At 71.1% G+C, this 25,739-nt stretch carries 25 protein-coding genes; 10 read left to right on the forward strand and 15 right to left on the reverse strand.

The window, feature by feature from the left end; translation table 11 throughout:
• The first annotated feature begins 42 nt into the window (after window positions 1-42).
• From HNQ70_RS14010 to HNQ70_RS14020, 3 genes are all read left to right on the forward strand, one after another.
• Window positions 43-432, forward strand: coding sequence for a RidA family protein (locus tag HNQ70_RS14010; protein ID WP_183968661.1), 390 nt, complete (start codon window positions 43-45; stop codon window positions 430-432).
• A gap of 76 nt (window positions 433-508) precedes the next feature.
• The gene (locus HNQ70_RS14015; protein WP_183968662.1) at window positions 509-895 is read left to right on the forward strand and encodes a thioredoxin family protein; all 387 of its coding nucleotides are present in this window, start codon (window positions 509-511) and stop codon (window positions 893-895) included.
• Window positions 892-1,530, forward strand: coding sequence for a DsbA family protein (locus HNQ70_RS14020; protein WP_183968670.1), 639 nt, complete (start codon window positions 892-894; stop codon window positions 1,528-1,530). The genes HNQ70_RS14015 and HNQ70_RS14020 overlap by 4 nt, the downstream gene beginning before the upstream one ends.
• Window positions 1,531-1,604: 74 nt before the next feature.
• Here HNQ70_RS14020 and HNQ70_RS14025 read toward each other — a convergent pair whose 3' ends face one another.
• Window positions 1,605-2,279, reverse strand: coding sequence for a VOC family protein (locus HNQ70_RS14025; protein ID WP_183968672.1), 675 nt, complete (start codon window positions 2,277-2,279; stop codon window positions 1,605-1,607).
• 147 nt (window positions 2,280-2,426) lie between these two features.
• On the opposite strand from HNQ70_RS14025, the gene HNQ70_RS14030 reads away from it, so the two are divergent.
• Entirely contained in the window at window positions 2,427-4,043 is a 1,617-nt protein-coding gene (locus tag HNQ70_RS14030) for a peptide chain release factor 3 (RefSeq protein ID WP_183968674.1), read from the forward strand.
• Between the two features lie 20 nt (window positions 4,044-4,063).
• Here HNQ70_RS14030 and aliB read toward each other — a convergent pair whose 3' ends face one another.
• From aliB to badH, 3 genes are all read right to left on the reverse strand, one after another.
• Window positions 4,064-5,215 carry a cyclohexanecarboxyl-CoA dehydrogenase gene (gene aliB, locus HNQ70_RS14035; protein ID WP_183968676.1) on the reverse strand — a complete coding sequence of 384 codons (1,152 nt, stop codon included), beginning with the start codon at window positions 5,213-5,215 and terminating at the stop codon, window positions 4,064-4,066.
• Between the two features lie 79 nt (window positions 5,216-5,294).
• Window positions 5,295-6,077, reverse strand: coding sequence for a 2-ketocyclohexanecarboxyl-CoA hydrolase (gene badI / locus HNQ70_RS14040; protein ID WP_183968678.1), 783 nt, complete (start codon window positions 6,075-6,077; stop codon window positions 5,295-5,297).
• A gap of 26 nt (window positions 6,078-6,103) precedes the next feature.
• A complete protein-coding gene (gene badH / locus HNQ70_RS14045; protein WP_183968680.1) occupies window positions 6,104-6,871 on the reverse strand; it encodes a 2-hydroxycyclohexanecarboxyl-CoA dehydrogenase in 768 nt (255 codons plus the stop codon).
• Between the two features lie 134 nt (window positions 6,872-7,005).
• On the opposite strand from badH, the gene HNQ70_RS14050 reads away from it, so the two are divergent.
• Window positions 7,006-7,548, forward strand: a complete 543-nt coding sequence (locus HNQ70_RS14050; RefSeq protein ID WP_183968682.1) for a MarR family winged helix-turn-helix transcriptional regulator — start codon at window positions 7,006-7,008, stop codon at window positions 7,546-7,548.
• Window positions 7,549-7,638: 90 nt separating this feature from the next.
• Here the strand turns inward: HNQ70_RS14050 and HNQ70_RS14055 are convergent, their stop codons facing one another.
• From HNQ70_RS14055 to HNQ70_RS14065, 3 genes are all read right to left on the reverse strand, one after another.
• Complete coding sequence (locus tag HNQ70_RS14055) at window positions 7,639-9,318, reverse strand: isovaleryl-CoA dehydrogenase (RefSeq protein ID WP_183968684.1); 1,680 nt, start codon at window positions 9,316-9,318, stop codon at window positions 7,639-7,641.
• Entirely contained in the window at window positions 9,315-10,103 is a 789-nt protein-coding gene (locus HNQ70_RS14060) for a PaaX family transcriptional regulator C-terminal domain-containing protein (RefSeq protein WP_183968686.1), read from the reverse strand. Before HNQ70_RS14060 ends, HNQ70_RS14055 begins: the two co-directional genes overlap by 4 nt.
• Window positions 10,104-10,240: 137 nt before the next feature.
• Window positions 10,241-10,819 carry a Uma2 family endonuclease gene (locus HNQ70_RS14065; protein WP_183968688.1) on the reverse strand — a complete coding sequence of 193 codons (579 nt, stop codon included), beginning with the start codon at window positions 10,817-10,819 and terminating at the stop codon, window positions 10,241-10,243.
• Window positions 10,820-10,978: 159 nt separating this feature from the next.
• Between HNQ70_RS14065 and HNQ70_RS14070 the strand changes: the two genes are divergently transcribed.
• Entirely contained in the window at window positions 10,979-12,334 is a 1,356-nt protein-coding gene (locus HNQ70_RS14070; RefSeq protein ID WP_183968690.1) for a hypothetical protein, read from the forward strand.
• A gap of 133 nt (window positions 12,335-12,467) precedes the next feature.
• On the opposite strand, the gene HNQ70_RS14075 is transcribed toward HNQ70_RS14070, so the two are convergent.
• The 4 genes from HNQ70_RS14075 to HNQ70_RS14090 form a co-directional block, all read right to left on the reverse strand.
• The gene (locus HNQ70_RS14075; protein ID WP_183968692.1) at window positions 12,468-13,136 is read right to left on the reverse strand and encodes a dienelactone hydrolase family protein; all 669 of its coding nucleotides are present in this window, start codon (window positions 13,134-13,136) and stop codon (window positions 12,468-12,470) included.
• An 85-nt stretch (window positions 13,137-13,221) separates the two neighbouring features.
• The gene (locus HNQ70_RS14080) at window positions 13,222-14,364 is read right to left on the reverse strand and encodes an acyl-CoA dehydrogenase family protein (RefSeq protein ID WP_183968694.1); all 1,143 of its coding nucleotides are present in this window, start codon (window positions 14,362-14,364) and stop codon (window positions 13,222-13,224) included.
• Between the two features lie 28 nt (window positions 14,365-14,392).
• The gene (locus HNQ70_RS14085) at window positions 14,393-15,595 is read right to left on the reverse strand and encodes an acyl-CoA dehydrogenase family protein (RefSeq protein WP_183968696.1); all 1,203 of its coding nucleotides are present in this window, start codon (window positions 15,593-15,595) and stop codon (window positions 14,393-14,395) included.
• A gap of 143 nt (window positions 15,596-15,738) precedes the next feature.
• Window positions 15,739-17,016: an ArgE/DapE family deacylase gene (locus HNQ70_RS14090; protein WP_183968698.1), complete on the reverse strand. Its 1,278-nt coding sequence runs from the start codon at window positions 17,014-17,016 to the stop codon at window positions 15,739-15,741.
• A gap of 252 nt (window positions 17,017-17,268) precedes the next feature.
• On the opposite strand from HNQ70_RS14090, the gene HNQ70_RS14095 reads away from it, so the two are divergent.
• Window positions 17,269-18,882 (forward strand): MFS transporter, encoded by a 1,614-nt coding sequence (locus tag HNQ70_RS14095; protein ID WP_183968700.1) that lies wholly within the window; start codon window positions 17,269-17,271, stop codon window positions 18,880-18,882.
• A gap of 70 nt (window positions 18,883-18,952) precedes the next feature.
• On the opposite strand, the gene HNQ70_RS14100 is transcribed toward HNQ70_RS14095, so the two are convergent.
• Complete coding sequence (locus HNQ70_RS14100) at window positions 18,953-19,906, reverse strand: acetyltransferase (protein WP_183968702.1); 954 nt, start codon at window positions 19,904-19,906, stop codon at window positions 18,953-18,955.
• A 157-nt stretch (window positions 19,907-20,063) separates the two neighbouring features.
• Here HNQ70_RS14100 and HNQ70_RS14105 point away from each other — a divergent pair, with 157 nt between their 5' ends.
• Window positions 20,064-21,599, forward strand: coding sequence for an amidase (locus HNQ70_RS14105; protein ID WP_183968704.1), 1,536 nt, complete (start codon window positions 20,064-20,066; stop codon window positions 21,597-21,599).
• 97 nt (window positions 21,600-21,696) lie between these two features.
• Window positions 21,697-22,674, forward strand: coding sequence for an NADPH:quinone oxidoreductase family protein (locus HNQ70_RS14110; protein WP_183968706.1), 978 nt, complete (start codon window positions 21,697-21,699; stop codon window positions 22,672-22,674).
• Window positions 22,675-22,758: 84 nt separating this feature from the next.
• On the opposite strand, the gene HNQ70_RS14115 is transcribed toward HNQ70_RS14110, so the two are convergent.
• The 3 genes from HNQ70_RS14115 to gcvA all read right to left on the reverse strand — a co-directional run bounded on the left by HNQ70_RS14115 (window position 22,759) and on the right by gcvA (window position 25,280).
• Entirely contained in the window at window positions 22,759-23,931 is a 1,173-nt protein-coding gene (locus tag HNQ70_RS14115; RefSeq protein ID WP_183969140.1) for a M20 aminoacylase family protein, read from the reverse strand.
• Window positions 23,932-23,939: 8 nt separating this feature from the next.
• Window positions 23,940-24,110, reverse strand: a complete 171-nt coding sequence (locus HNQ70_RS20660) for a hypothetical protein (RefSeq protein ID WP_425504373.1) — start codon at window positions 24,108-24,110, stop codon at window positions 23,940-23,942.
• Window positions 24,111-24,365: 255 nt separating this feature from the next.
• Entirely contained in the window at window positions 24,366-25,280 is a 915-nt protein-coding gene (gene gcvA / locus HNQ70_RS14125) for a transcriptional regulator GcvA (RefSeq protein WP_183968708.1), read from the reverse strand.
• A gap of 143 nt (window positions 25,281-25,423) precedes the next feature.
• On the opposite strand from gcvA, the gene HNQ70_RS14130 reads away from it, so the two are divergent.
• Window positions 25,424-25,738, forward strand: a complete 315-nt coding sequence (locus HNQ70_RS14130; RefSeq protein WP_183968710.1) for a DUF2917 domain-containing protein — start codon at window positions 25,424-25,426, stop codon at window positions 25,736-25,738.
• The last annotated feature ends 1 nt before the right edge of the window (window position 25,739 follow it).

Here is a 25,739-nt window from a genome sequence, read left to right on the forward strand (position 1 = left end):
GCGCCGACAATCATCCGCACCACCTGCCCTGCGGAGTCGCCGATGACCGTTCAGTTTCCCACGCCCGAGGGCCTGGCCCGCGGCAGCTACTCGCACGTCGCCGTCGTTGCCGGCGGGCGCACTCTCTATGTGTCCGGCCAGGTCGCAGTCGACGCCTCCGGCAAGGTCGTCGGCGCCACCTTCGCCGAGCAGGCCGAAAAGGTCTTCGACAACCTGCAGGCGGCGCTCGCCGCGGGCGGCGCCGAGTTCCGCCACGTGGTCAAGCTCAACACCTACGTTCGCGATCTCACCTCGGCGAAGGTGGCGCTGCTGCGCGAGATCCGCGCGCGCCGGTTCGGCGGACACCTGCCTGCCAGCACACTGGTTGGCACGCCCGCGCTCGTTCACGAGAACATGATGCTCGAGGTCGAGGCGGTGGCGGTGGTCGAGTGACCCGGGCGCAGGCGCGGGCGCAGGCGCGGTGCGCGTCCCCGTGGCGCGCGGTGCCCGCGCCAACCGGCAGGTCCCTATGACGCTCCGACCCTACTCCGAAGACGAACCCGGCCGGGATGCCATCGACGCGTTGCGCGGCCCGGCGGTGATCGAGTTCGGCAACGACTGGTGCGGCCACTGCCAGGCCGCGCAGCCGCTGATCGCCGAGGCGCTGGCCGCGCACCCGGGGCTTCGCCACCTGAAGGTCGCCGACGGACCGGGGCGTCCGCTGGGGCGCTCGTTCCGCGTGAAGCTCTGGCCGACGCTGGTCTTCCTCGCCGACGGCGTCGAGCACGCCCGCGTGGTTCGACCCCGCGACGCGGCCGGACTGCGCGCGGCGATCGCAAGCGTCGTCGGACCCGAAGGCCGCGGATCGACGCGAGAAGTCGCTCCGCCGGCGCCCGACGAAACGGCACCGCGATGACTGCGAACAGACTTCAGCTCACCGTCTACACCGACTACAAGAGCCCCTATGCGTACGTCGCGAAGAACGCGGCGAAGGCGCTCGCGGTGGAGTACCCGGTCGACCTGACCTGGCTGCCCTACACCCTGCGCATTGCCGAGTACCTGGACGCGGTGGACTCGCGCAGCGCGCACAACTGGCGCAAGGTGAAGTACGCGTACATGGACGCGCGCCGGCTCGCCAACCGCCAGGGCCTGGTGCTCAAGGGTCCGAAGCGGATCTACGAAGGGCGGCTCTCCAGCATCGGGATGCTGTTCGCGCAGAAGGCCGGGTTCTTCGAGGCCTACAACGACCTCACCTTCGAGCGCTTCTGGCGGCACGATCTCGACATCGACTCCATGGACGAGATGAAGGCGCATGTGGCGCTGCTCGGCGGGTCCGCGGCGGACTATGCAGCGTACGCAGATGGCCCGGGCGACGCCGAGCACCGGGCGATCGTCGAGGCCGCGGAGGCTGCCGGGGTGTTCGGCGTGCCGATGATCGTGCTGAACGGCGAGCTGTTCTGGGGCGGCGACCGGATCGATGCGCTAAAGCGGCGGATCGAGGATCGCCTCGAGGCGGGCGGGGCCGCGGCGCGGACTGCAGACAGGCGCTGAGCCGCGCGGCAGGCGCGCGGGCTCGCCCGGGCAGGCTCGCGGGCGCGGGCGCGACCGTTGGCCGTCAGCTGCGGCTACAGGTGCCCCACCAGAGAAGCCCGCTGCGACAGCTCGATGAAGTTCCCGTCCGGGTCGCGCACGAAGGAGTAGCGCACCGTGTCGCCGAGCAGCATCGGCGGGCGGCCTTCCTCGCCGCCGCGCGCCAGCACCCCCGCATGCTCGGCGACGCAGTCGCGGATCTGCACCGTGGTGTAGCGCCAGCCGCGGGCCCGCCAGTCGTCGCAGCGCTCGACCTTGCGTTCTTCGACGATCATCACGCGGGTGTCGCCGCAGACGTAGACGCCGGGGGCGGGCGAGTCGAACTGCATCGCGTGACGCCAGAAGCGGTCATGGGCGTCGCGGTTGTTCACGGCGAGCTCGATCGCGATGCCGACCACGCCTTCGTGGCCGGGCGGCGCCAGCAGCACGCGATTGCCGTCGGGATCCGCCAGTTCGCGCGGCTCCGCCAGGCCGGGTCGGGCGATGCGCACCCGAGCGATGCCGCTGGGCGGCGCGGGCGGCAGCGGGTCGCGGGCGTGATTGACCTTGAGGATCGAGCCGTTCATGTGGTGGCGCAGCTGCTGCATTCCGCCGCCCAGCTTGCCCATGTGGTCGTACTCGAGGCCGATCGTCTGCTGCCAGAAGTGCAGCTGCTCGTCGCGCCTGTTGGTGAACAGGCCGACGTCCATGTGGGGTTTTGCGAGGTCCATGCCGCGGATGCTGAACTGCGGGCACCGCGAACGCAAGCCGGCGGTGCGCCGATCGGCACGCAGCAGCGGATGGCCCGGGCGGGCGCCGCAGAATCGGCGGATCCGGCGGGCTCGGGTGTATCCTCGCGGCTTCCCAAGAGTTGAACCATGACCGCCTCCCCGATCGAAGCAGAGCTCGGGCGTGAGGTCGCGCTCAGGCGCACCTTCGCCATCATTTCCCACCCCGACGCGGGCAAGACCACGCTCACCGAGAAGCTGCTGCTGTTCGGCGGCGCGATCCAGCTCGCCGGCACGGTGAAGGCGCGCAAGAGCGCGCGCCACGCCACCTCCGACTGGATGGAGGTGGAGAAGCAGCGCGGCATCTCGGTGACCAGCTCGGTGATGCAGTTCGACTACGCCGGCCACACGATCAACCTGCTGGACACCCCCGGCCACGAGGACTTCTCGGAGGACACCTACCGGGTGCTGACCGCGGTGGACGCCGCGGTGATGGTGATCGATGCGGCAAAGGGCGTGGAGGCGCAGACCATCAAGCTGCTCGAGGTCTGCCGGATGCGCAACACGCCGATCATCACCTTCGTGAACAAGCTCGACCGCGAGGTGCAGGAGCCGCTGCTGCTGCTCGAGGAGATCGAGTCGGTGCTGAAGATCCAGTGCGCGCCGGTGACCTGGCCGATCGGCATGGGCAAGCGCTTCCGCGGCGTCTACCACCTGCTCGAGAACCGGCTGATGCGCTTCGCGGCCGGCCAGGAGCGGGTGGGCACCGACACCGAGCGCATCGAGGGCGTCGACAATCCCAGGCTGGACGCGCTGTTTCCGGACGAGACCGTTTCGCTGCGCGCCGACGTCGACCTGCTGCGCGGGGCGAGCGACCCGTTCACGCTGGAGCAGTTCCACGCCGGCACGCAGACGCCGGTGTTCTTCGGATCCGGCATCAACAACTTCGGCGTGCAGGAGATCCTGCAGGCGCTGGTCGACTGGGCGCCGCCTCCGCAGCCGCGCGACGCCGGCGTTCGGATGGTGGAACCGGCCGAGCCGGCCTTCACCGGTTTCGTGTTCAAGATCCAGGCCAACATGGATCCTCGACACCGGGACCGCATCGCCTTCCTGCGCGTTTGCTCGGGACGATATTCACCGGGAATGAAGGTGCAGCACACGCGGCTCGGGCGCGAGATGAAGATCGCCAATGCGCTGACCTTCATGGCCAACGAGCGCGTGGCCAGCGAGGGCGCGGTGGCGGGCGACATCATCGGCATCCACAACCACGGCCAGCTGCACATCGGTGACACGCTGACCGAGGGCGAGGCGCTGAGCTACAAGGGCATCCCGTACTTCTCTGCGGAGCTGTTCCGGATGGCGCGCGCGCGCGACCCGTTCAAGGCCAAGCAGCTGGCCAAGGGGCTGCAGGAGCTCGGCGAAGAGGGGGCGATCCAGGTCTTCGAGAGCGCCACTGGACAGACGCTGCTGGGCGCGGTGGGGCCGCTGCAGTTCGAGATCGTGGCGCACCGTCTGCAGACCGAGTACCAGGTGGATGCGGTCTACGACGCCGCCGACATCCATACGGCGCGCTGGGTCACCTTCCCCGACGACAACACGCGCAAACGCTTCGAGAAGGAGCAGGCGCTGCGGATGTCGCAGGACGTCGACGGGAACCCGGTGTTCCTGGCGAGCTCTTCGTACAACCTGATGGTGACGCGGGAGCGCTGGCCGGAGGTGGGCTTCCACGCCACGCGCGAGCACGGGCAGCGGCTGGCGCACGCCTGAGCGGCGCCGCGCCGACCGCCTCAGGCAGGCACCGCCCGCCTGCCGGCGCGCGTGCGCGCGATGATGGTCTTCATGATCTGCGCGGTGCCGTCGCCGATCTGGAAGCCCAGCACGTCGCGCAGGCGCTGCTCCATCACGCCGCGGTCGTAGCCGCCGTGGCCGTGCAGCAGCAGGCACTGGTGGACGACGTCGTAGGCGAGCTTGGGCGCCCACCACTTGCACATCGCGGCCTCGGCGCTGTGCGGCGCGCCCTTGTCCTTCAGCCACAGCGCCTGCAGGCACAGCAGCCGTGCCGCCTCGACCTGCGTGTCCAGGTCGGCCAGCGGGTGCGAGACGCCCTGGAACGCGGACAGCGGCTGTCCGAAGGCCTGCCGCTCGGTCACCCACTTCCAGGTTTCCTCGAGCGCCACCCTGGCCACGGCCAGCACCTGCAGCCCGATCAGCGCCCGGGAGAAGTCGAAGCCCTGCATCACCTGGACGAAGCCCTTGTTCTCGTCGCCCAGGCGGTGGCTGGCGGGGACGCGAACGTTCTCGAAGAACAGCGAGCCGCGGCCGATCGCGCGCTGGCCGTGGCAGTCGAAGCGGCTGCGGGTGAGGCCGGGCACCTCGGCGGGCACCAGCAGCGCGGTGACCCCGTGCGCCCCGGACTCCGGGGTGCCGGTGCGACCGAACACGACCACCGCGTCGGCCTGGTCGGCGGCCGAGATCGAGGTCTTTTCGCCGTTGATCACGTACTCGTCGCCGACGTGCTCGATGCGCAGCTGCAGGTTGGCCGCGTCCGAGCCGCCGCGCGGCTCGGTCAGCGCGATCGCCAGCAGCGCCTCGCCCTTGGTGAGGCGGTCGAGCCAGGGCCTGGCCACGTCCGGGCGGCCGTGTTCCGACAGGATCTGGCCGTTCAGCGAGGCGAGCAGGTTGATGTAGGAGAGGCTGAGGTCCGCGCGGGCGATTTCCTCGTGGATCACGCCGGTTGCGAGGCAGCCCATGCCCTGGCCACCGAAGGCCTCCGGCAGCTCCGGGGCGATGAAGCCCATCGAGCCCATCTCGCGCATCAGGGTCCGGTCGAGCACGCGGGTGCGGTCGCGCTCCTGGAAGCCCGGCGCGATGCGCTCGGTGGCGAAGCGGCGCGCATGGTCGCCGAGCGCGACGAGGTCGTCGTCGAGATACGGATTCATCGATGTGTCTCCCCGATGGAAGCGGGCCCGGGGACGGGTGCTCCCGGGCCCGGGCGGATCGCGAACTTGGGCGCCGGGCCTACTTCGCGTACTTGCGGAACTCGGGCTTGCGCTTTTCCTTCAGGGCGTTGACGCCCTCGCGCGACTCGTCGGTGTCGTAGTAGAGCTTGAGCGCATACATGCCCATGCCGGCGATGCCCGCCTGGTGCGAGGTGTCCATGTTGAAGCTGCGCTTGGCGATGGCGATTGCGGTGGGGCTGCGCTCGCACAGCTCCTCGCCCCACTTCTGCACCTCGGCGTCGAGCTGGTCGTGCGGCACGCACACGTTGGCCAGCCCCATCGCAACCGCCTCCTGGCCGGTGTAGCGGCGGCACATGTACCAGATCTCGCGGGCCTTCTTCTCGCCGACCACGCGGGCGAGGAAGGCGGTGCCGTAGCCGGGATCGACCGAGCCCATTTTCGGGCCGACCTGGCCGAAGACGGCCTTCTCCGAGCAGATGGTGAGATCGCAGATGGTGGCCAGCACGTTGCCGCCGCCGATCGCAAAGCCCTGCACCCGGGCGATGACCGGCTTGGGAACGTCGCGGATCGCGGTGTGCAGCTCTTCCATCGGCAGCCCGATGGTGCCGCGGCCGTCGTAGTTGCCGTCGTGCGCGGACTGGTCGCCGCCGGTGCAGAAGGCGCGGTCGCCGGCGCCGGCCAGCACGATCGCGCCGACGCTGCGGTCGTAGCCAGCCTTGTTGAGTGCACGGATCAGCTCGTCGCAGGTCTGGCCGCGGAAGGCGTTCATCTTGTCAGGGCGGTTGATCGTGATCCAGGCCACGCCGTTGCGGACCTCGTACAGGACGTCTTCGAAGTTCATGTGGGTCTCCTTGGTGGTGGGGAGGTTCAGCCGTTCATCGTCAGGCCGCCGGACACGCTGAGCACCTGGCCGGTCACGAAGCCCGCGTCATCGCTGGCAAAGAAGAGGATGGCGCCGGGCAGGTCGTCCGGCTGGCCCAGGCGGCCGAGCGGGATCGCGCGCGCGAAGGCGTCGCGCAGCTTCTCCGGGTTGGCCGCCGCGTCGGTGACGGTGGCCAGCAGCGCGGTGTCGGTGGGTCCGGGGCACACCACGTTGATGGTGATGCCGTGGCGCGCGTGCTCGCGCGCCAGCGTCTTGGAGAAGGACACCAGGCCGCCCTTGCAGGCCGCGTAGACCGCCTCGCCGGAGGAGCCGACCCGGGCTGCGTCGGAGGCGATGTTGACGATGCGGCCGCGGCCGCGGCTCGCCATGCCGGGCAGCACCGCATGGTGCATGTGCAGCGCGCCGACCAGATTGACCGCGATCAGGCGGTCCCATTGCGCGGGTTCGGTCTTGACGAAGGGCTTGAACACGTCCCAGCCCGCGTTGTTCACCAGCACGTCGAGCGGGCCAAGCTTCGCCTCGATCGCCGCGATCGCGGCGTCGACGCTCGCGCGGTCGGTGATGTCGCAGCCGATGGCCTGCGCGACACCGCCGTCGGCGCGGATGCCCGCTGCGACCTTCTCGGCTGCCGCCAGGTCGAGGTCCAGGACGGCGACGCGCGCGCCTTCCTTGCCGAAGCGGCGGCAGGTGGCCCCGCCGATGCCGCCGCCGCCGCCGGTGATTGCCACTGTCCTGCCGGTGAATCGCTGCATCCTCGGTCTCCCGCTCCGTGGGTTGGAGGCACGATGGACGCCGGTCTTGGCGTGCCTCAAAATAGGAAGTATGTTTACATAGCCTACCCGTGACCTGCGGTGGGTGCAAGTGCCTTGAAGAGCCCGGAGTTCATATGAAAAAGCAGCCAGTGAATGAATATCCCTTGAAGATCGAGCTCGCCAACCGGCTGTTCTTCCGTCTCTACCAGTGTGCAAATATGCTGCATAAAACCGGCACGCGCGCGGTGGAGGCGGAGGGCCTCACGACTCAGCAGTGGGCGGTGCTGGGCGCGCTGTCGCGGGAGAAGGCGAAGGCGGGGATGAGCATCGGCGACCTCGCGCGCTACCTGATGGTCACGCGGCAGGGCCTGTCGGGCCTGCTGGGCCGTATGGAGCGCGACGGTCACGTGGCCGTGCGGATGGACGGCCGGGACCGGCGGTCGCGCATCGTGACGATCACGCCGTCGGGCCGCCGCGTCTGGGAGGTTCTGGCGCAGCCGAAGATCCGCGCGTACTACGGAGAGGCGCTGTCCGACTTCTCCATCGACGACATGACACACACGCTGCATTACCTGCTGAAGATGCTGGGCAACATGCAGCGCATCGACGCCGAGCAGCTCGGGCTCGAGGGCGAGCCGGAGGCGCAGCTTGGACCGGCCGGCGCACGGCCCGCCTGACCCGCTCCCCGGCCTGCGCACGGGCCCGGCCCGGACCCGAGATGAGCACCGCGCTGAGGCCCGCGCTGAGGCCCGTGCTCAGGCCCGTGCTCAGGCCCGCGGCGTGGCGCGCTCGATGATCCTCGCGCAGTCGACGCCGCGCGGCAGCGTGCCGTAGTTGTGGTGGCCCTGCGCGTCGAGGCGCGACGCGCAGAAGGCATCCGCGACGAAGGCGGGGGCGTGCTGCACCAGTAGCGCGGCCTGGATCGCCAGCGCCATGCGGTCGACGACGTCGCGGGCGCGGTATTCGAGGTCGGCCAGGTCCGCGAATTCCTGCTGCAGCGCTGCCACGTGGCGGTCGAGCGCGGCGTTGCCTCCCTTCGCCTTGCCCACCTCCCGGAAGAAGGCCGTGACCACCGGGGGCGTCTTCTGCATCGCGCGCAGCACGTCCAGGCACTGGACGTTGCCGCTGCCTTCCCAGATCGCGTTGACCGGAGATTCGCGGAACAGCCGCGGGAAAGGGCTGTCCTCCATCACGCCGCTGCCGCCGATGCACTCCATCGACTCGTAGGCGTGGTTGGGGGTGCGCTTGCAGATCCAGTACTTCCCCACCGCGGTGACGAGGCGCACCAGCAGGTCCTCGTGCTCGTCGTCGCGATGGTCCATCGCGCGGGCAATGCGCATCGTGAGCGCGAGCGAGCCCTCGTTCTCCAGGACCAGGTCAGCGAGCACGTTCTGCATCAGCGGCTGCTGGTTGAGCACGCTGCCGAAGGCGGATCGGATCGAGCAGTGGTGGAGCGCCTGCGACACCGCTGCGCGCTGGCCGGCGCTCGAGCCCACCATGCAGTCGAAGCGGGTCATCGCCACCATCTCGATGATGGTCCGCACGCCGCGGCCCTCGTCGCCCACCATCCAGGCCAGCGCGCCGCGCAGCTCGGTTTCGCTGGAGGCGTTGGAGACGTTGCCCATCTTGCGCTTCAGGCGCAGCACCTGCAGCGGGTTCTTGGTGCCGTCGGGGCGCCAGCGCGGCAGCAGGAAGCAGGACAGCCCGCCCGCCGTCTGCGCCAGCACCAGGAAGGCGTCGCACATCGGCGCCGACACGAAGTACTTGTGGCCGACCAGCTCATAGGCCTGCCCCGGGCCCTCGGCCCCTGTCGGGTAGGCGCGCGTGGTGTTGGCGCGCACGTCGGAGCCGCCCTGCTTCTCGGTCATCGCCATGCCGATGGTCAGGCCCTGCTTCTGCGCATCCGGCACGTTGCGCGGATCGTAGATGCGGGCGGTGATCTTCGGCTCCCAGAGGCTGGCCAGCTCAGGCGTCGCGCGCAGCGCCGGCACCGCGGCGAAGGTCATCGTGATCGGGCAGCCGTGACCGGCCTCGACCTGGGTGTGCAGATATTCGTGCGCGGCGCGGGCGACGTGCGCACCGGGCTTCGGGTCGGCCCACGGCGATGAATGGATGCCGTGTTCGATCGAGGTCTTCATGAGCGTGTGATACGCGGGATGGAAGCGGACCAGGTCGACGCGGTTTCCGAAGCGGTCGTGGGTGTCGAGCTCCGGCGGATTGCGGTTGGCGAGCACGCCCTGCTCGATGTATTCGGCCGAGCCGGTGAGCTTGCCGAAGGCAGCGAGCGCTTCCTGCGCCCAGTCGGCGCCTTCGCGCGTGACGGCCTCCTGAAGGGCCTGGTCCTGCAGGTAGGCGTTGTAGTCGACCAGCTCGCTCGACACGTTGATCACTTCATGGGTGTCGGCGAGGAACAGGGCGTCCTTGGGCAGGCGTTCTGGGGCGTTCATGGCGTGGGCTCCTCTCGGAATCGTTTCCAGATGGACTGGCCGGCGGCGTCGAAGCGCACGACGGCGTCGATGAAACGGTGGCGCGCGTCGGCGTCCACCAGCGGTGAGGGCAGCAGGGGGTCGAACACCAGCTGGCGGATGGCGTCGTTGCCCAGCAGGAAGGACTCCCGCGCCGCGACCTCGGGTTCGAGCGCGTCTGCGCGGGCGAGCCAGTCTTCCAGTCGTCGGCGGGCTTCGCGGTAGCCGCGGTCCAGCGCGGCGCCGTCCCAGAGCGCGCGCGCGCGCAGCTCCCGCGCGTCGTCGAGGCCGCGCGCCACGAACACTGCCGTGGCGGGCTCGAGGCCGAGCTTGAACAGGCGTTCACGCGCCGCGGCGACGCCGCCCGCCAGGTTGTCGGGACGCAGGTGCAGGCCGCGGTCCAGCTCGCGCATGCCGAGCAGGCCGAGCGCGCGGTCGCGCATCCGCAGCGCGGCGCGATCGCTGCGGCCCAGCGGGCCGGCATGCACCGCGATCCAGCCGCCGTTCCATCCGCTCAGGCGCGCCTCGGCCCCCCGCCAGGTGGCAAGGTCCGCGGCGAGCTGCGCGGCATTCGGACCCAGCCGGTAGGCGCCGCGCCCGGCGGCCTCGACGAGCCCGGAGGCCGCCAGCCGCACCAGCGCCACCCGCACGCTGTTCTCGCGGATGCCGAACAGCGCGCAGGAGGCCACGGCCGAGCGGGCCGAGAGCGGCTCGCTGCCGGCGCCCAGCAGGAGGTTCAGGATGAGATTGCGCGGATTGGGGGCCATCGGACCGTGGACGTTACAAGTTGGTGCTTTGCAAGTCAACGTATGTAATGTTGGACGCAGGCCTTGCGCACCCTCCGCGCGGTGCCGCTGTCCCGTCGGCCGCGCCTTCGGCTGCCCGGTCCGCTGAGGCGTCTCGCTCAGGGCCTTGTCGGCCAGAGATCGTCGGACGACAGCGTCAGCGCGGGCAGCGCAGCCGGCGACACGCGGAAGGGTGCGTCGTACTTTTCGACCGAGGCCCAGCTGCCGCCGGGCGTGGGCCCGCGATGCACGTGCAGGCGCCGGCCGGGGAGGTCGACGACCCAGTACTCGTTGATGCCGTTGGCCGCGTAGACGCGGGCCTTGGTGATGCGGTCGAAGCGCAGCGTGGCGTCGCCAAGCTCGATTGCCAGGAGGACGTCGCCGGCGCCGGGGTGGGCGGCCTCGTAGAAGTCTGCGCAGGGGCGCAGCAGCAGGAAGTCGGGTTGCGGCATCGACCACGGCGGCAGCAGCACCGGGTTGCCCACCGAGACGATGGCCGCGTCACCGGCCAGGCGGACCAGCAGGCGAGTGAGCCGGTTGGAGACCGAGCTGTGGCGGGTGCCGATCGGCGGCATGTCGAACAGGTCTCCTTCGATCAGCTCGATGCGGGCGTCCTCGGCGAAGATGCCGGCCTCGCCCATGCGAACGAAATCGTCGATGGTGAGCTTGTGGCGGCTGGGCTCGACGACTGCGTTCATCGGGGGCTCCGGGCGACGACTGGAAGAGACTGCGCCAGTCTAGCGCGCGGCGCCATCGGCCAGAAGGCCGCCGCGTCCCGACGCCATTGCCCGAAGACCGCCTCGTCCCGGTGTCATCGTCCGGCAGGCCGCTTCCTGCCGGCGGCGTACCATCGCCGCATGGAGCCGACCACGTCGCACGCTGCACCCGATCTCGCCGAAACCCTGAACGAGGCCTGCTACTGCCGCACGCTCGACGAGGCCGTGCTGCACGAGCGCCTGGAGCGCGACGCGGGGCTCGGGGACGCGGCGCGGCAGGTGCTCGATGCCCGCCCGCACCTGTTCTCGGCGACCACGGTGTTCGTGTCGCAGGCGGTGGCGCGGACGATCGCGGACACGGCGGCAGCGGTCGAGCGCGTGAGCGCGCTGCCTGGCTATCGGGCGCGGGCGCTCGGGCAGGCTCCTGCGATCGCGCGGCACGACTTCGGACCGTCGGGCGCCTTCATGGGGTTCGACTTCCACGTCGGCGGCGACGGGCCGCGCCTGATCGAGATCAACACCAACGCTGGCGGCGCGCTGCTGAACCTGGCTCTGATGCGTGCGCAGCGGGCCTGCTGCGGCGATGCTCCCGAGGCCCCGGGCCCGGGGCTCCCCGGCCCCGACGTGCTCGAGCGGGTGTTCCTGCAGGTGTTCATCGATGAGTGGCGCAGCCAGCGCGGCGACGCTCCGCTGCGCAGCGTGGCGATCGTCGACGACGAGCCGGCCGGGCAGTACCTGGCGCCCGAATTCGAGCTCTACCGCCAGCTGTTCGAGCGCAACGGCATCGCGGCACGAGTGGTCGATGCGTGCGCGCTCGGCTGGCGGGACGGCCGGCTCGTGGCAACGGACGATACCGGGACGGAGGGCGCGCCGGGCTTCGCTGGCCAGACCGGACCGGCGGGCAGCGGCGCAGGCACGCCGATCGACCTCGTCTACAACCGCCTCACCGATTTCGACCTTTCGGAGCCGCGCCACGCGGCGCTGCGCAGCGCCTACGAGGCCGGCGCGGTGGTGCTGACGCCCGGCCCGCGCGCCCACGCGCTGATGGCCGACAAGCGCAACCTCGTGCTGCTCGGCGACGAAACCCTGCTTGCCGGCTGGGGTGCGGCGGACGCGGACCGCCGCACGCTCTCGGCGACGGTGCCGCGCACGCGGCTGGTGACTCCGGAGGCCGCCGATGAGCTCTGGGCGCAGCGGCGCAAGCTGTTCTTCAAGCCGGTGGCCGGCTACGGCGCCAGGGCGGCCTGGCGGGGCGACAAGCTGACGCGGCGCGTCTGGGAAGAGATCCTGGCCGGAGCCTTCGTCGCGCAGGAACTGGTGCCGCCGTCGCAGCGGGCGGTGGCGCGCGACGGCGAGCCCTCGGACCTGAAGTTCGACGTGCGCGCCTACGCGTACCGGGGCCGGGTGCAGATGCTGGCCGCGCGTATGTACCAGGGCCAGACAACGAACTTCCGCACGCCCGGCGGCGGCTTCGCGCCGGTGGTGGTGGTGCCGTAGCGCCGGCACCGGCGCGGACCGGGCTGGTGTGGACCGGGCTGGTGTGGACCGGGCTGGTGTGGACCGGGCCGCCGGTGTGGACTGGGAGATCGGGCTTGGACCCGCGGCGCGGGCTAGCCCTGCCGCCCCGGCGTCAGCCGAGGTGCTTTGCGAAGAATTCCAGCGTGCGGCTGCGCGCCAGCGCTGAGGCGGCTGCGTCGAAGGACGCGCGTTGGTCGCAGTTGAAGCCGTGCCCGGCGTCGTAGAAGTGGGCGATCGCCGACGGGTGGGCTGCCGCGATCAAGCGTGCCTGCTCGGCGCTGGGCATGGTGTCGTGCTCGCCGAAATGCATCATCACCGGGCAGCGTGGCGCTTCGCCGATGTAGCCTGGCATTCCGCCGCCGTAGTAGGGCACCGCGCAGGCCAGGCCGTCCAGCCGTGCGGCCGCGACCCAGGCGACCGTGCCGCCCCAGCAGAAGCCGGTGACGCCGACCCGGCCGGCGCGCGCGGCCCAGGACAGCGTGGCGGCCAGGTCCTTCATCGCGTCGTCGATCGTCAGGCCCTGCATCACCTTGCGCGCGGTGGCGATGTCCTCGGGCGTGTAGCCGGTCTCGAAGCCGCGCTGGGCGCGGTCGAACAGCGCAGGGGCCACGGCAAGGTAGCCGTCCGCGGCGTAGCTCTCGGTGACGGCGCGGATGTGGGCGTTGACGCCGAAGATCTCCTGCGCGACGACGACCGCTCCGCGGGCCTTGCCGAGGGGTTCGGCAACCCAGGCAGAGAAGCGGTGTCCGTCGTCGGCGGTGAGTTCGATCCAGGAGGGCATCGCAGTTCCTTTGGTTTTTGTGCAGCCGCTGCGGGCCTCGGGCGGCTTGGTGGCATGCGTGGCGGCAGTCGGACCCTGGCGCGCTTCAGGCTGCGCCGGCCAGCCGGTCCACCCGGCGCAGGTGCTGGTCGGTGGAGCCGAAGCTCAGCTCGATCTGCGTTGCGCGCTTGAAGTAGTGGCCGATGGCGAGCTCGTCGGTCATTCCCATGCCGCCGTGCAGCTGCACCGCGCCCTGGCCGACCGCGCGGCAGGCGCGCCCGGTCATCACCTTGGCCGATGAAACTGCCGCGGCGCGCTGCGCCGGCGCGGCATCGATCCTTGCGGCCGCGGCCCAGGTCAGGGCGCGGGCCTGCTCCAGCGCGATGTGCATGTCGACCAGGCGATGCTGCAGCACCTGGAAGCTCGAGATCGGCACGCCGAACTGCCGGCGCTGGCGGATGTAGTCGGCGGTGTCGGTCATCAGCCTGCGTAGCACGCCGACCGCCTCGGCGCAGACCGCCAGCGTGGCCTCGTCGAGGACGCGCTCCAGCAGTGGCTGGGCAGCGCCGGCTTCGCCGACCACTGCTCCGGCGGGCAGCGCCACCCCGTCGAAGCGCAGCTCGGAGGCCCAGCCCCCGTCCAGCGTCCGGTAGTCGCGGCGCACGATGCCCGGCGCCCGCGCGTCCGCCAGCAGCAGGCTGGTGGACGAAGTGCCGGCGTTGCGCGCACTGACCAGCAGGTGATCCGCCCAGGGACTGCACTGCACCACCGCCTTGCGCCCGGAGAGCACCCAGCCGCCGTCGACTCCGCGCTCGATCGTCGTGTGCAGCGCGGTGGCGTCGAAGCGGCCGTGGGGTTCGTCATGTGCGAAGGCGATCACGGCCTCGCCCGCGGCGATCCGCGCGAGCAGGGGCAGCGCGCCGTCGCCGCCGGCGCGGGCCAGCACGCCGGCGCCGATCACCACGCTCGACAGGTAGGGTTCGGCGGCCAGCGCGTCGCCGAGCGTCTCCATGATCGCCAAGGCATCGAGGAAGGATCCGCCCATGCCGCCGGCCGCCTCGGGCAGCGTCGCGCCGGCGATGCCGAGGCCGCCGCCCAGGCCGCGCCATAGCGGGGCTTCCAGCCGTGCCTCGTCGAGCAGGCGGCGGCGCTGGTCGAAGCCGTAGTGGTCTGCGAGGTAGCGCGCCAGGCTGTCGCGCAGCATTGCGCGGGTGTCGGCGGCTTCGGTGGTGTCAGCTTGGTCGGTCATCGGGTTCGGGTCCGTCGGGTCGGGCGGGTCAGCGGCCGGCGAGCAGCTGCTGCGCGATGATGTTGCGCTGGACTTCGTTGGAGCCCGCGTAGATCGACGCGGCGCGGTCGTTCAGGTAGGCGGACATGTTGAAGACCGGCTCCTCGTCCAGCGTGAGCTCGTGCGCCGCGCAGTCCGGCATGGCCACCCGCGCGACCGCGTAGCGTCCCGAGATCTCGATGCCCAGCTCGGTGATGCGCTGCTTCATCTCGGTGCCCAGAATCTTGTTCATCGAGGGGCCGATGCCGCCCGGGGGCGCGCCGCGCGCCTGCGCGGCCAGGGCCTCCATCTCCATGGCCTGCATCGCGTCGATCCGGCACTCGGCATCCGCAAGCTTGAGGTTCATGTCGCTGCGCTCGAGGATGTCGCCGGGCAGGCCGGCGAAGGCGGTCTCGGCAGCGCGTCGCAGCCGGCGCAGGCGGGCGCGCAGCCGCGGTGCCCAGGCGCCGCCGCGCTCATGCTGCAGCAGGTACTTGGCCACCGTCCAGCCGTCGTTCTCCTGGCCCACCAGCGAGGAAAGCGGCACGCGCACGTCGTCGAAGAAGACCTGGTTCAGCTCGTGATCGCCGGAGATGCTGACGATGGGTCGGATGGTGATGCCCGGTGTGTCGAGGTCGAAGCACAGGAAGCTGATGCCGCGCTGCGGCTTGGCCGAAGGATCGGTGCGCACCAGGCAGAACATCCTGTTGGACCAGTGGGCATGCGTGGTCCAGATCTTGGTGCCGTTGATCACGTAGTGGTCGCCGTCGCGCACCGCGCGGGTCTGCAGCGAGGCCAGGTCGGAACCGGAGCCCGGCTCGGAATAGCCCTGCGCCCAGTAGTCGATGCCGTCACGGATGCCGGGCAGCCAGCGCTGCTTCTGCTCGTCGGTGCCGAAGGCGATGATCACCGGAGCGACCATTTTCACCGCGTTCGGCGCCAGCGGCGGCGCGTCGGCGCCGGCGAGTTCGGCGGCGAAGATGTAGTGCTGCATCGGCGTCCAGCCGGTGCCGCCGTGCTCGACGGGCCAGTGCGGCACGCTCCAGCCGCGCCTGGCGAGGATGCGGTGCCAGGCGATTCCGGGGCCGTAGTCGGCGTAGATGCCTGAACTGCGGCGCCCTTCGGTGCGCAGTTCGTCGGTGAGTTCGGCGTCGAGGAAGCTGCGCACCTCGTCGCGGAAGGCCTGGTCTTCGGGGGACAGCGACCACATCATCGGGCTAGCCTCGTCGTCGACGCAGCCGGGGGGCCGCAGGGTTCGGTGGGGGGATCATAGCGGCGGCACCGGCGGTGCGGACGCTTCGCCGCGGACCGGGCGGCGGGCAGGGAAGGCCCGGGTTCCGTTATCCGGCGAGCTCGTCAGCCGCGCATCTCGGTGCCGCACCACTCGGCCACGAACAGCGCGATCGTCTTCGTCACGCGCCGGATCGACTCGATGTCCACGCGCTCGTCGAAGCCGTGGATGCTCTCGGAGCGCGGCCCGTACACCATCGTCGTGATGCCGCCGTAGATGCCGAGCACGCGGGCATCCGTGGTGGCCGTCGAGCTCGTGACCTGCAGCGGCGCGCCGGCCACCCGCTCGTGGCAGCGTGCAAGCGTGGCCTGGGCCTCGGTGCCGGCGGGCAGCTCGTAGCCGACCGCCTGGAAGCCGTGATAGACCACCTCGGGCGGGTTCGCGGCCAGGAAGGGGTCGCCCCTGGATGCGCGCGCGATGGTCGCCTCGATCTCGCCGCGCACCCCTTCGAGCTCCATGCCGGGGAACATCCCGATGCGTATGTCGAAGGTGCACCAGGCGGGCACGCTGGAAGTCCAGTCTCCGCCTTCGATGCGGCTGAGCACGAAGTTGATCGGGTGCGCATGCCCTTCGAAGGCGGGATGGCCGCACATGTTCCACTCGTGCTCCAGCGCGTGCAGCGCCTGCACCAGCGGCCAGCTCGCTTCGATCGCGTTGGATCCGGTGCCTGCGTAGGCGACGTGGGCCGGCCGACCGCGCACCCTCACCTGGAACCACATGACGCCCACCTGGGCGGTGAGCAGCGACTCGCCCATCGGCTCGGGAATGATCGCGGCCTGCGCGCGGTAGCCGCGCTGCAGGCAGGCGAGCGCTCCGTTTCCGGTGCACTCCTCCTCGATCACCGACTGCAGGTGGACGTCGGCGGCTGGCGCCACGCCCGCGGCGGCCAGCGCATCGAGCGCGAACAGGTTCGCGACCAGCCCGGCCTTCATGTCGCCGGCGCCGCGGCCGTACATCCAGCCGTCCTTGAGCGCCGGTTCAAAGGGCGGGTGCGTCCACATGTCGGCGGGTCCGGTGGGCACCACGTCGATGTGGCCGTTGAGGATCAGCGAGCGGCCCGACTGCGTGCGCGGGCGGTGGGTGCCGACCACGTTGTACGCGTTGTCGTAGGAGACGGCCACCGGCGAGAAGCCCGGCAGGTGGCGCAGGTCAGCCACCTCGATCTTCCAGCGGTCGACCGCCAGTCCGCGCGTGCGCATCGCGGTGGCCATGAAGTCCTGGGCCGGGGCCTCGGCGCAGCGCAGCGATGGCATCCGGACCAGGTCGGCGAGGAAGGCGAGCTGCCGGTCGAAGCCGGCGTCGACGGCATCCAGGATTCGGCTTGCGAGTGCGGGGTCGGTCATCCGGGGCTCCATGGTCGGCGTGGTCGTCGGGGCATGGTAAGGCCGGCGCGCGACGCGGCGAATCGGGGATTGCGAGGCCGGTTCGACCGTGGGCGGCGATTCCGGCATGATCGGCAGCGCCCCGTGGCGCATGCGTCATGGCGTGCAGGGCCGGCGATTCCGGCCCCGGCCGGCGCCTGCGGACGATCGACGAGACCCGAAGACGATGCGAACAGCCCTGGAGCCCGCGTGCGCGGGCCGCGAAGCCGAGCGATGATCCACCGCGCCTGGCACCCATTGCGCGCTCTCGCGCGCGAATTGCGCTGGTCCTACCTGCCGCCGCTGATGGTCTACATGGCCGCCGGCATCTCGGGCCTGACCGCGATCGTCGGCACCTTCTTCGTCAAGGACTACCTCGGGCTCTCCGCGGCCTTCCTGGCGGCGCTGGGCTTCTGGGCCGGGTTGCCCTGGGCGCTGAAGATGCCGCTGGGCCACCTCGTGGACCTGCTGTGGCGCTGGAAGTCGCTGCTGGTGTACCTGGGCGCCAGCCTGATCGCGCTGAGCCTGCTGATCATGATCGGCCTGCTGTCGAATCCTGACGCGATGCGCGCCTATGCGGGCGTGGAGGCCTGGTACGTGGCTGCGGCGCTGCTCTCACCGGTCGGCTACGTGATGCAGGACGTGGTCGCCGACGCGATGACCGTCGAGGCGGTGCCCCGCGTGGACGAGCGCGGCGAGCCGCTGGCCAAGGAGCGGCGCCGCGCGATGCACACCACGATGCAGACGCTGGGCCGCGTGGCGATCATCGGCGGCGGCCTGCTGGTGGCGCTGGTCAACGTGTTCATGCTGCGCGGCGTGCAGTCGCTGCCGGAGGCCGAGCGGGTCGCGGTTTACGTGCGCATCCACGAGCTGGCGCTGGCGATCCCCGCGATCTCGGTGCTGGGCGTGGTGCTGGCGGGCGTCATCGCGCGGCGTGCGCTGCGCCGGCTGGTCGCTGCCGGGCTCGACGCGCGCGCCGCGAGCGAGCGGCTGCAGCCGCAGGTGGAGCGTCCGCCGGTCAACTGGTGGGTGCTGGGCGGTGGCCTGGTCTTCGCCGCGGTGTCGATGGCCGTCGGACTGGGCGGCGTCGCCCATGGGCAGGAGCTGGTGTTCGGCGCCTCGATGACCGTGATCGTCGTGCTGATGTGGCGGCTGGTGCGCGAACTGGAGCCGCAGGCCCGCGCGACGCTGCTGGGCACCGCCGTGGTGATCTTCGTGTTCCGCGCCCTGCCGGGGCCGGGCGCGGGCTCCACCTGGTGGATGATCGACGAGCTGGGCTTCGACCAGCAGTTCCTCTCGGAGCTCTCGCTGATCGCCGCGGCGCTCACGCTGGTGGGGCTGTTCGCGTTCAGGCGCTTCATGGCCGAGCGATCCATCTACCAGGTGGTGGCGGTGCTCACGGTGGCGGGCACTGTGCTGGCGCTGCCGATCGTGGGCATGTTCTACGGCCTTCACCACTGGACCGCGTCGGTGACCGGCGGCGTGGTCGACGCGCGCTTCATCGCGCTGGTGGACACGGCGCTCGAGTCGCCGCTCGGGCAGGTGGCGATGGTGCCGATGCTGGCGTGGATCGCCAATTCGGCCCCGGAGCGCCTGAAGGCCACCTACTTCGCCGTGATGGCCTCGTTCACGAACCTGGCGCTGTCGGCCTCGCAGCTGGGCGCCAGGTACCTGAACGAAATCTTCGTGGTGACGCGCGAGGTGAAGGATGCGGCCACCGGCACGGTGACCGTGCCTGCCGACTACTCGGCGTTGGGGCCGCTGCTGATCACGACGACCACGCTGGCCTTGCTCGCGCCGCTGGCGGCGATCCTGCTGGTGCGGATGGTGCGGTTGCGCAGCGCCTGACCGGCGCGGGCGAAGCAGGTCCCGGCTGCTGCAGAGGGCCGCGCGGCTTCAGTCGAGGACCGGCGCGGCTTCAGTCGAGGGCTGCCAGGCGCTCCGCCAGGCGCGGCAGCTCCGAGGGGTCGAGCGCGTCGATGCCGGCGGCGCCGCGCCGGCCACCGCCGCCGAAGGGCCGCACCAGTTCGTGCGCGCTGGCCGCGCTGCTGCGCGGCAGGCGCAGGCTGACCTGCAGCAGGCCGGTGCCGGGCCGGGGCGTGGCGATCGCGTGCGCGCGCTCCGGGTCGGCGTTCAGCGCGTGGTTGGCGAAGCTGCCCGACACCCGGCGCGCCCAGGCGGCATCGGGCAGCAGGTGCAGGACGGCGTTCCGTCCCAGCAGCTCGGCGGGACACTCGAGCGCACGTTCCAGGTCGGCGCTGCGCGCCTGCCGAAGGCGCTCGAAATGCGGTTCCTGCTCGATGAAGCGGTCCGGATCGGCGTAGGGCGACAGCGCGCCGTACAGCTGCGCCGGCCGGTAGACGAGATCCTCCTCGCTCAGGCCGTAGGCGTTGTAGTTCAGGCACTCGCCGAGCTCCTGCCAGCGCGCGCGGCGTGCATCGTCGAGCCCGAGCGCAGCCGCGAGCCCTTGCGCGGTGCCGTTCATGTTGTCGCCGAAGCAGCCGACGATGGCCCACGGGCGCTGCCTGCCTTCGACCAGGCGGTCGGCGAGCGCGCTGGTGCAGACGTCCGGGGACGTGTCGATCGTGAGCTCGAGCAGCGGGCTGTCGGGGACCTCGCCGGGCTCGTGGTGATCGACATATCTCACGCGAACGCCGCGGCCCAGCAGCGCGACAAGCGCGGCGCGGTTGCCAGGCATCGCGATGTCCAGCGCGGTGACGAGATCCCCGGCCTGGGCGGGAACGCGCTCGAGCAGTGCGTTGTCCCGCTTGGCGCCGGTCACCAGAACGGCCTCCTGCGGGTCGTCCAGGCGCAGCTGCTGCAGCGCGCACAGGCCGTCGGCATCGCCGTTGAATACGTCGAATCGGGTCATCGGGCCTCGCGGGTGGGTTCTGCGCGGTGGGGTCTGTCGAGATCGACGCGGGATCGGCCCGCGCCGCGCAGGGTTGCACGGCTTACGCGGAGCGCGCAAGCCGGCGTATGCTGCAGATGGAACGGAGCCTGGCGCGGGCGCTGACGGGAGGCGTGTCATGGCGGCGATCGACGAGTACGACCGCTTCGACGGCCTCGGCCTGGCCGAACTGGTGCGCCGCGGCGAGGTGCTGCCCGCGGAGCTGGCGGAGGCGGCGATCCTTCGGGTCCGGCTGCGCGATCCAGCGCTGAATGCGGTGATCCTCCCGATGTTCGAGCAGGCGCGTGCGGCTGCTGCTGCGCCGCTGCCCGACGGGCCCTTCCGCGGCGTGCCGATGCTGCTCAAGGACCTGATCGCCACCGTGCAAGGCGTGCCGACGGCCTGCGGCTGCCGCGCGCTGCGCGTCCTGCCGGCCCCCGTCGACAGCGAGCTGGTCAGGCGCCTGCGCGTCGCGGGTGTAGTGCTGCTCGGCAAGACCAACACCCCTGAGTTCGGCCTGGTTCCTTACACGGAGCCCGAGGCCTTCGGCGCCACGCGCAATCCGTGGAGCCTGGCCCATTCGCCCGGGGGCTCCAGCGGCGGCTCGGCCGCGGCAGTGGCGGCTCGGATGGTGCCGCTGGCCAGCGGCGGCGACGGCGGCGGCTCGATCCGGATCCCGGCCTCGTGCTGCGGGCTGTTCGGGCTGAAGGTGTCGCGCGGACGCACGCCGACCGGCCCGCTGTTCGGCGAGTTCTGGCACGGCTTTGCCAGCGAGCACGTGCTGACGCGCTCGGTACGCGACAGCGCCGCGATGCTGGATGTGCTGGCCGGCGCGGACGTGGGTGCCCCCTACGCGTCGCCCGCTGCGCCGCCTTCCTTCCTGGACGAATCTCGCCTCGACCCGCCGCGGCTGCGGATCGCCTTCACTGCCAGACCGATGTTCGGTGCCCCGGACGTGCCGGTGCACGAGGACTGCAGGCGGGCGTTGGCCGACGCGGCGTCGCTGCTGGCGGAGCTCGGCCACGAACTCGTCGAGGCCGCGCCGAGTGTCGACCCGGAGGCCTGCGCCCGGGCCTTCGTCGTGGTGCTGGCCGCCGAGACCCGCGCGACGATCGAGCAGGTCGCCCAGGCCACCGGGGTCCCTGCCCACCGGCGGGACTTCGAGCCCGCCACCTGGGCGCTCGGCCTGCTCGGGCGCGCCACGCCCGCCTCCGAGTACGCCTCGGCCTCGAACCTGTTGCAGGCGGCCGCCCGCGCGGTGGGGAATTTCTTCGTGGAGCACCACGCGCTGCTGACGCCCACGCTGGCCCGGCCGCCCGCGCCGATTGGCGCGCTGCAGCCGCGTGCCCCGGATCGCCGGCTGATGGCGCTGCTCAATCCGCTGGGCGCGGGCTGGGCCTACCGGGCCGGCGGCATGGTGGAGCAGTTGGCGCGCGAGACCTTTGCGTACATGCCCTACACGCCGCTGTTCAACGTCACCGGGCAGCCGGCGATGTCGGTGCCGCTGCACTGGAACGCGGAAGGCCTGCCGGTGGGCGTGCAGATCGCCGGCCGCTTCGGCGACGAGGCACTGCTGCTGCGGCTGGCCGGGCAGCTGGAGCGGGCCCGGCCCTGGGCCGGACGGGCGCCGCCGCTCGCCGGAGTTGGCGCGGGTCCAGCCGAAGATCGATCCTGACGACAGCGTTCCAGGCGCTGGGGTCCGTGCGAGCGGCGCGCGCCGATTTCCCCCATCATCGCGCCTTTCCATCCGTACAAACTAAGGAACGAACAGGATGCGCGCAGTCGTATGCAAGGAGCTCGGCCCCGTCGAAAACCTGGTCTTCGAGCCGAACTGGCCGGACCCGGTCCCGGGCAAGGGCGAAGTGGTCGTCGACGTGAAGTCCGGTTCGGTGAACTTCCCGGACGTGCTGATGATCCAGGGCAAGTACCAGTTCTCGGCTGAACCGCCGTTCGTGCCGGGGTCGGAACTGGCCGGCGTGATCTCCGCTGTGGGCGAAGGCGTGACCGGCTACGCGGTGGGCGAGCGCGTGATCGCGCGCAGCGGCACCGGCGCCTTCGGCGAGAAGGCGAAGGCGAAGGTTTCGCAGCTGACCAAGATCCCCGAGGGCGTGGACTTCGACACCGCAGCCACCTTCATGGTCACCTACGGCACCACCCACCATGCGCTGATCGATCGCGCGCAGCTCAAGCCGGGCGAGACGCTGCTGGTGCTGGGCGCTGCCGGCGGCGTGGGCATGGCCGCGGTCGAGCTGGGCAAGCTGCTGGGCGCGAAGGTGATCGCCGCCGCATCGACCGACGAGAAGCTCGCGGTGTGCCGCGAGCATGGCGCTGACGCGACCATCAACTACAGCACCGAGGACCTGCGCAAGAAGCTCGCAGAGCTCACCGACGGCAAGGGCCCGGACGTGATCTACGACCCGGTGGGCGGCTCCTTCGCCGAGCCCGCGTTCCGCTCGATCGCCTGGCGCGGCCGCTACCTGGTGATCGGCTTCGCCAACGGCGAGATCCCCAAGCTGCCGCTGAACCTGGCGCTGCTCAAGGGCGCGTCGATCGTCGGCGTGTTCTACGGCAGCTTCGCGCAGCGCGAGCCGGTCGAGGGGCAGAAGGTCATCGACGAGCTGATGGACTGGGTGCGCACCGGGAAGATCAAGCCGCTGGTGTCGGCCCGCTACAAGCTCGAGGACACGGTCCAGGCGCTGCAGGACATGTCCTCGCGCAAGGTCACCGGCAAGATCGTCATCGTGCCCTGATCGGACAGGCGTGGCCGCGCAGGCGTGCGGCCACGCTCATGCCCGGTTGCCTGGGGCCGGGCGAACCCGCCGGCAGGTGCCGGCTCAGCCGGCGCCGAGCTTGCGTTCGACGACCCGCGCGAAGAACGCGGCGCCCAGCGGCAGCGCAGCGTCGTTGAAGTCGTAGTGCGGGTTGTGCAGCTCGCAGCCGCCGGGCGTGTCGCCGTTGCCGATGTTGATGAAGCAGCCCGGCACCTGCTCGAGCATGAAGGAGAAGTCCTCGGAACCCATGATGGGCGCAGGGTTGCGCTCGACGTTCCCGGCACCGACGAGCTCGGTACAGACGGCGGCGGCGAACTCGGCCTGCGCCGCGTCGTTGACCAGCGGGGCGAATTCCAGCCGGAAGTCCACCGAGGCCTTCGCGCCCATGCCCTGCGCGACGCTCTCGGCGATGCGGCGCAGGTTGTTCTCGATCAGTTGCATCACCGCGCCCGAGAACGCGCGCACCGTGCCGGACAGCCGCGCGGTCTGCGGAATGACGTTGTATGCGTCGCCCGCGTGGATCTGCGTGATCGACAGCACCGCGGTCTCCACCGGCGGCACGTTGCGCGAAACGATGGTCTGCAGCGTGGAGGCGATCTGCACCGCCACCATCACCGGGTCCACTCCGGCCTCCGGGCGCGCGCCGTGCGCCCCGACGCCGACGATGTCGATGTCGAAGAAGGCGCCGCCGGCCATCATGGGTCCTGCGCGCACCGCGAAGCCGCCCACCGCCAGGTGCGGCCGGTTGTGCATGCCGAAGATGCTGTCGCAGGGGAAGCGCCGGAACAGGCCGTCGGCGATCATCGCCTTTGCGCCGCCGCGCCCCTCCTCGGCGGGCTGGAACACGAAGTGCGCGGCGCCGTCGAACTGCCGCGTCTCGGCCAGGTAGCGGGCTGCGCCGAGCAGCATCGCGGTGTGGCCGTCGTGACCGCAGGCGTGCATGCGCCGCGCGTTGCGCGAGCGGTGCTCGAAGGTGTTGGCCTCCTCGATCGGCAGCGCGTCCATGTCGGCGCGCAGGCCGACGGTGCGCGGCGACGCGCCGCTGCGAAGCACGCCGACCACGCCGGTGCGTCCGACGCCCCGGTGCACCTCGTCGAAGCCGAAGGCCTCGAGCTGGCGGGCGACGAAGTCCGCAGTGCGCGTCTCCTCGAAGCCGAGCTCCGGATGGGCGTGGAGATCGCGCCGCCACTCGGTCATCTCGGGGTGCAGCGCGGCGATGCGTTCCGCGGCGGTCATTGGGGCGTTCATCTGTGTCCTCCGTCGGTGGCCGGCTGTGCCAGCCGGTCGATGAGCAGGCGCAGCCGCAGCGGCACCTGCCGGTTGCTCGGAAACACGACGGAGATCGGCGTCGGCTCCGGCCGGAGCGCGCCCAGGACCTCCTCGAGATTCCCGGATCGTACCGCGTCGGTCGCCATGTATTCCGGAACCTGAACGAGTCCGAGCCCCGCGCAGGCGGCCGGTGTGCGGCATGCGGAATGCGACGCATGGGCGCGAGGCGATCTCGGGAAGGACGCGCTCGCCCCGGCCTGAGCGGAGCTGCGTTCGATCGACTCGAGCTCGTCCAGTACGCGCCGGCAGCGCTGGAACAGCGCTTCGCCCGCATGGGTCAGGGGGGGGTCGTGGTCAGCGAGGGCTCGGGGTGCTTGAGGTCGACGGCGTGCAGCAGGTGTTCAGCCTGCCCGCGTTTCGCTGGCCTCGTCGAGCAGCCACTCGACCAGCGCCCGGGTCTCCGGCCTGCCTTCGCTGGCCGGGTTCACCACCACGAAGTAGGCGCGCGGCGACGCCAGCGTGTCCTTGAAGGGCGCGACCAGGCGGCCGTCCTCCAGCAGTGCATCGACCAGCGGCCTGCGGCCGAGCGCCACACCCTGGCCGAGCATGGCGGCGGCGATCACCTCGTCGTAGTTGGAGAAGGTCAGGGTGGCGCGCGGCTCCAGGTCGGGCAGGCCCATCGCGGTCAGCCATGGCTCCCAGTCCTGGAGCGGGCCCCGCCCCACGTCGTGCAGGCGCAGCAGCGTGTGCCGGGCGAGGTCCGCGGGTGCCGCCAGCGGCAGCGCGTAGGGGCCGAGCAGCGAGGGACTGCACACCGGCAGCACCTCTTCGTCGAACAGCTTGACCCCCTCGGGGGCATCGACCCTGCCCAGGCGGATGGCGACGTCGATCGCGTCCTGGACCAGGTCGCGCAGGCTGAAGGAGACGTCCAGCCTGACGTCCACCCCGGGCTGGCGCTGCACGAAGCGTGCGAGGCGCGGGATCAGCCAGAGCGAGGCCATCCCCGGCGTGGTCGACAGCGTGAGCACGCGGCGGGTGCGCGGTGCGCGCACCCGCTCGACCGCCTCGCGCAGCCGGATCAGCATCTCGCTGCAGGCGACGGCCAGCGCCTTGCCCTCGTCGGTGAGCGCGAGGCTGCGGTGGGCGCGGCGGAACAGCGGGGCCCCCAGGTCCTCCTCCAGCGCCCGGATCTGGCGGCTCACCGCCGACTGCGTGACGAAGCGTTCCTCGGCCGCACGCGTGAAGCTGAGGTGCCGGGCCGCCGACTCGAAGGTCAGCAGCAGGTCGAGTGGCGGCAGTCTGCGGGCGTCTGGCATGCGCTGGCGGAATTCGAGAGATTCCGAATCATCGTTTGAAAACCTGCGTGGTGCGACGCACCATACGTCCCATGCCCCTCGGTCGGGCGACCTGCATCTCGCAGGCGCAGGCGACATCGCAGGGAATCCGCAAGGAGTGCGTCATGATCATCGAAACCGGTCTTTCCCGTCTCGAACTGCGTCGCGGCGACACGGTGCGCCTCGATGATGCCCACGGCGCGACCGTGAGCTGCGCGGCCGGCAGCATCTGGGTGACCCGCGACAACGATCCCGCCGACCTGATCCTGGGCGCCGGCGACAAGGTCCGCATCGACGGTCCCGGTCTGGTCGTCATCCAGGCCTTCGAGGCCTCCCGCGTGGCGGTTGCCTCGAACGCGTTGTCGCTGGCGCGCGATGCCCGGCGTGCGCCGGTGCGCGCCCGGCTGGAACCGGCCCGCACGGCGCCGATGCCCGCCTGAA

It is taken from the genome of Quisquiliibacterium transsilvanicum, from assembly GCF_014202215.1.
Lineage (GTDB): Bacteria > Pseudomonadota > Gammaproteobacteria > Burkholderiales > Burkholderiaceae_E > Quisquiliibacterium > Quisquiliibacterium transsilvanicum.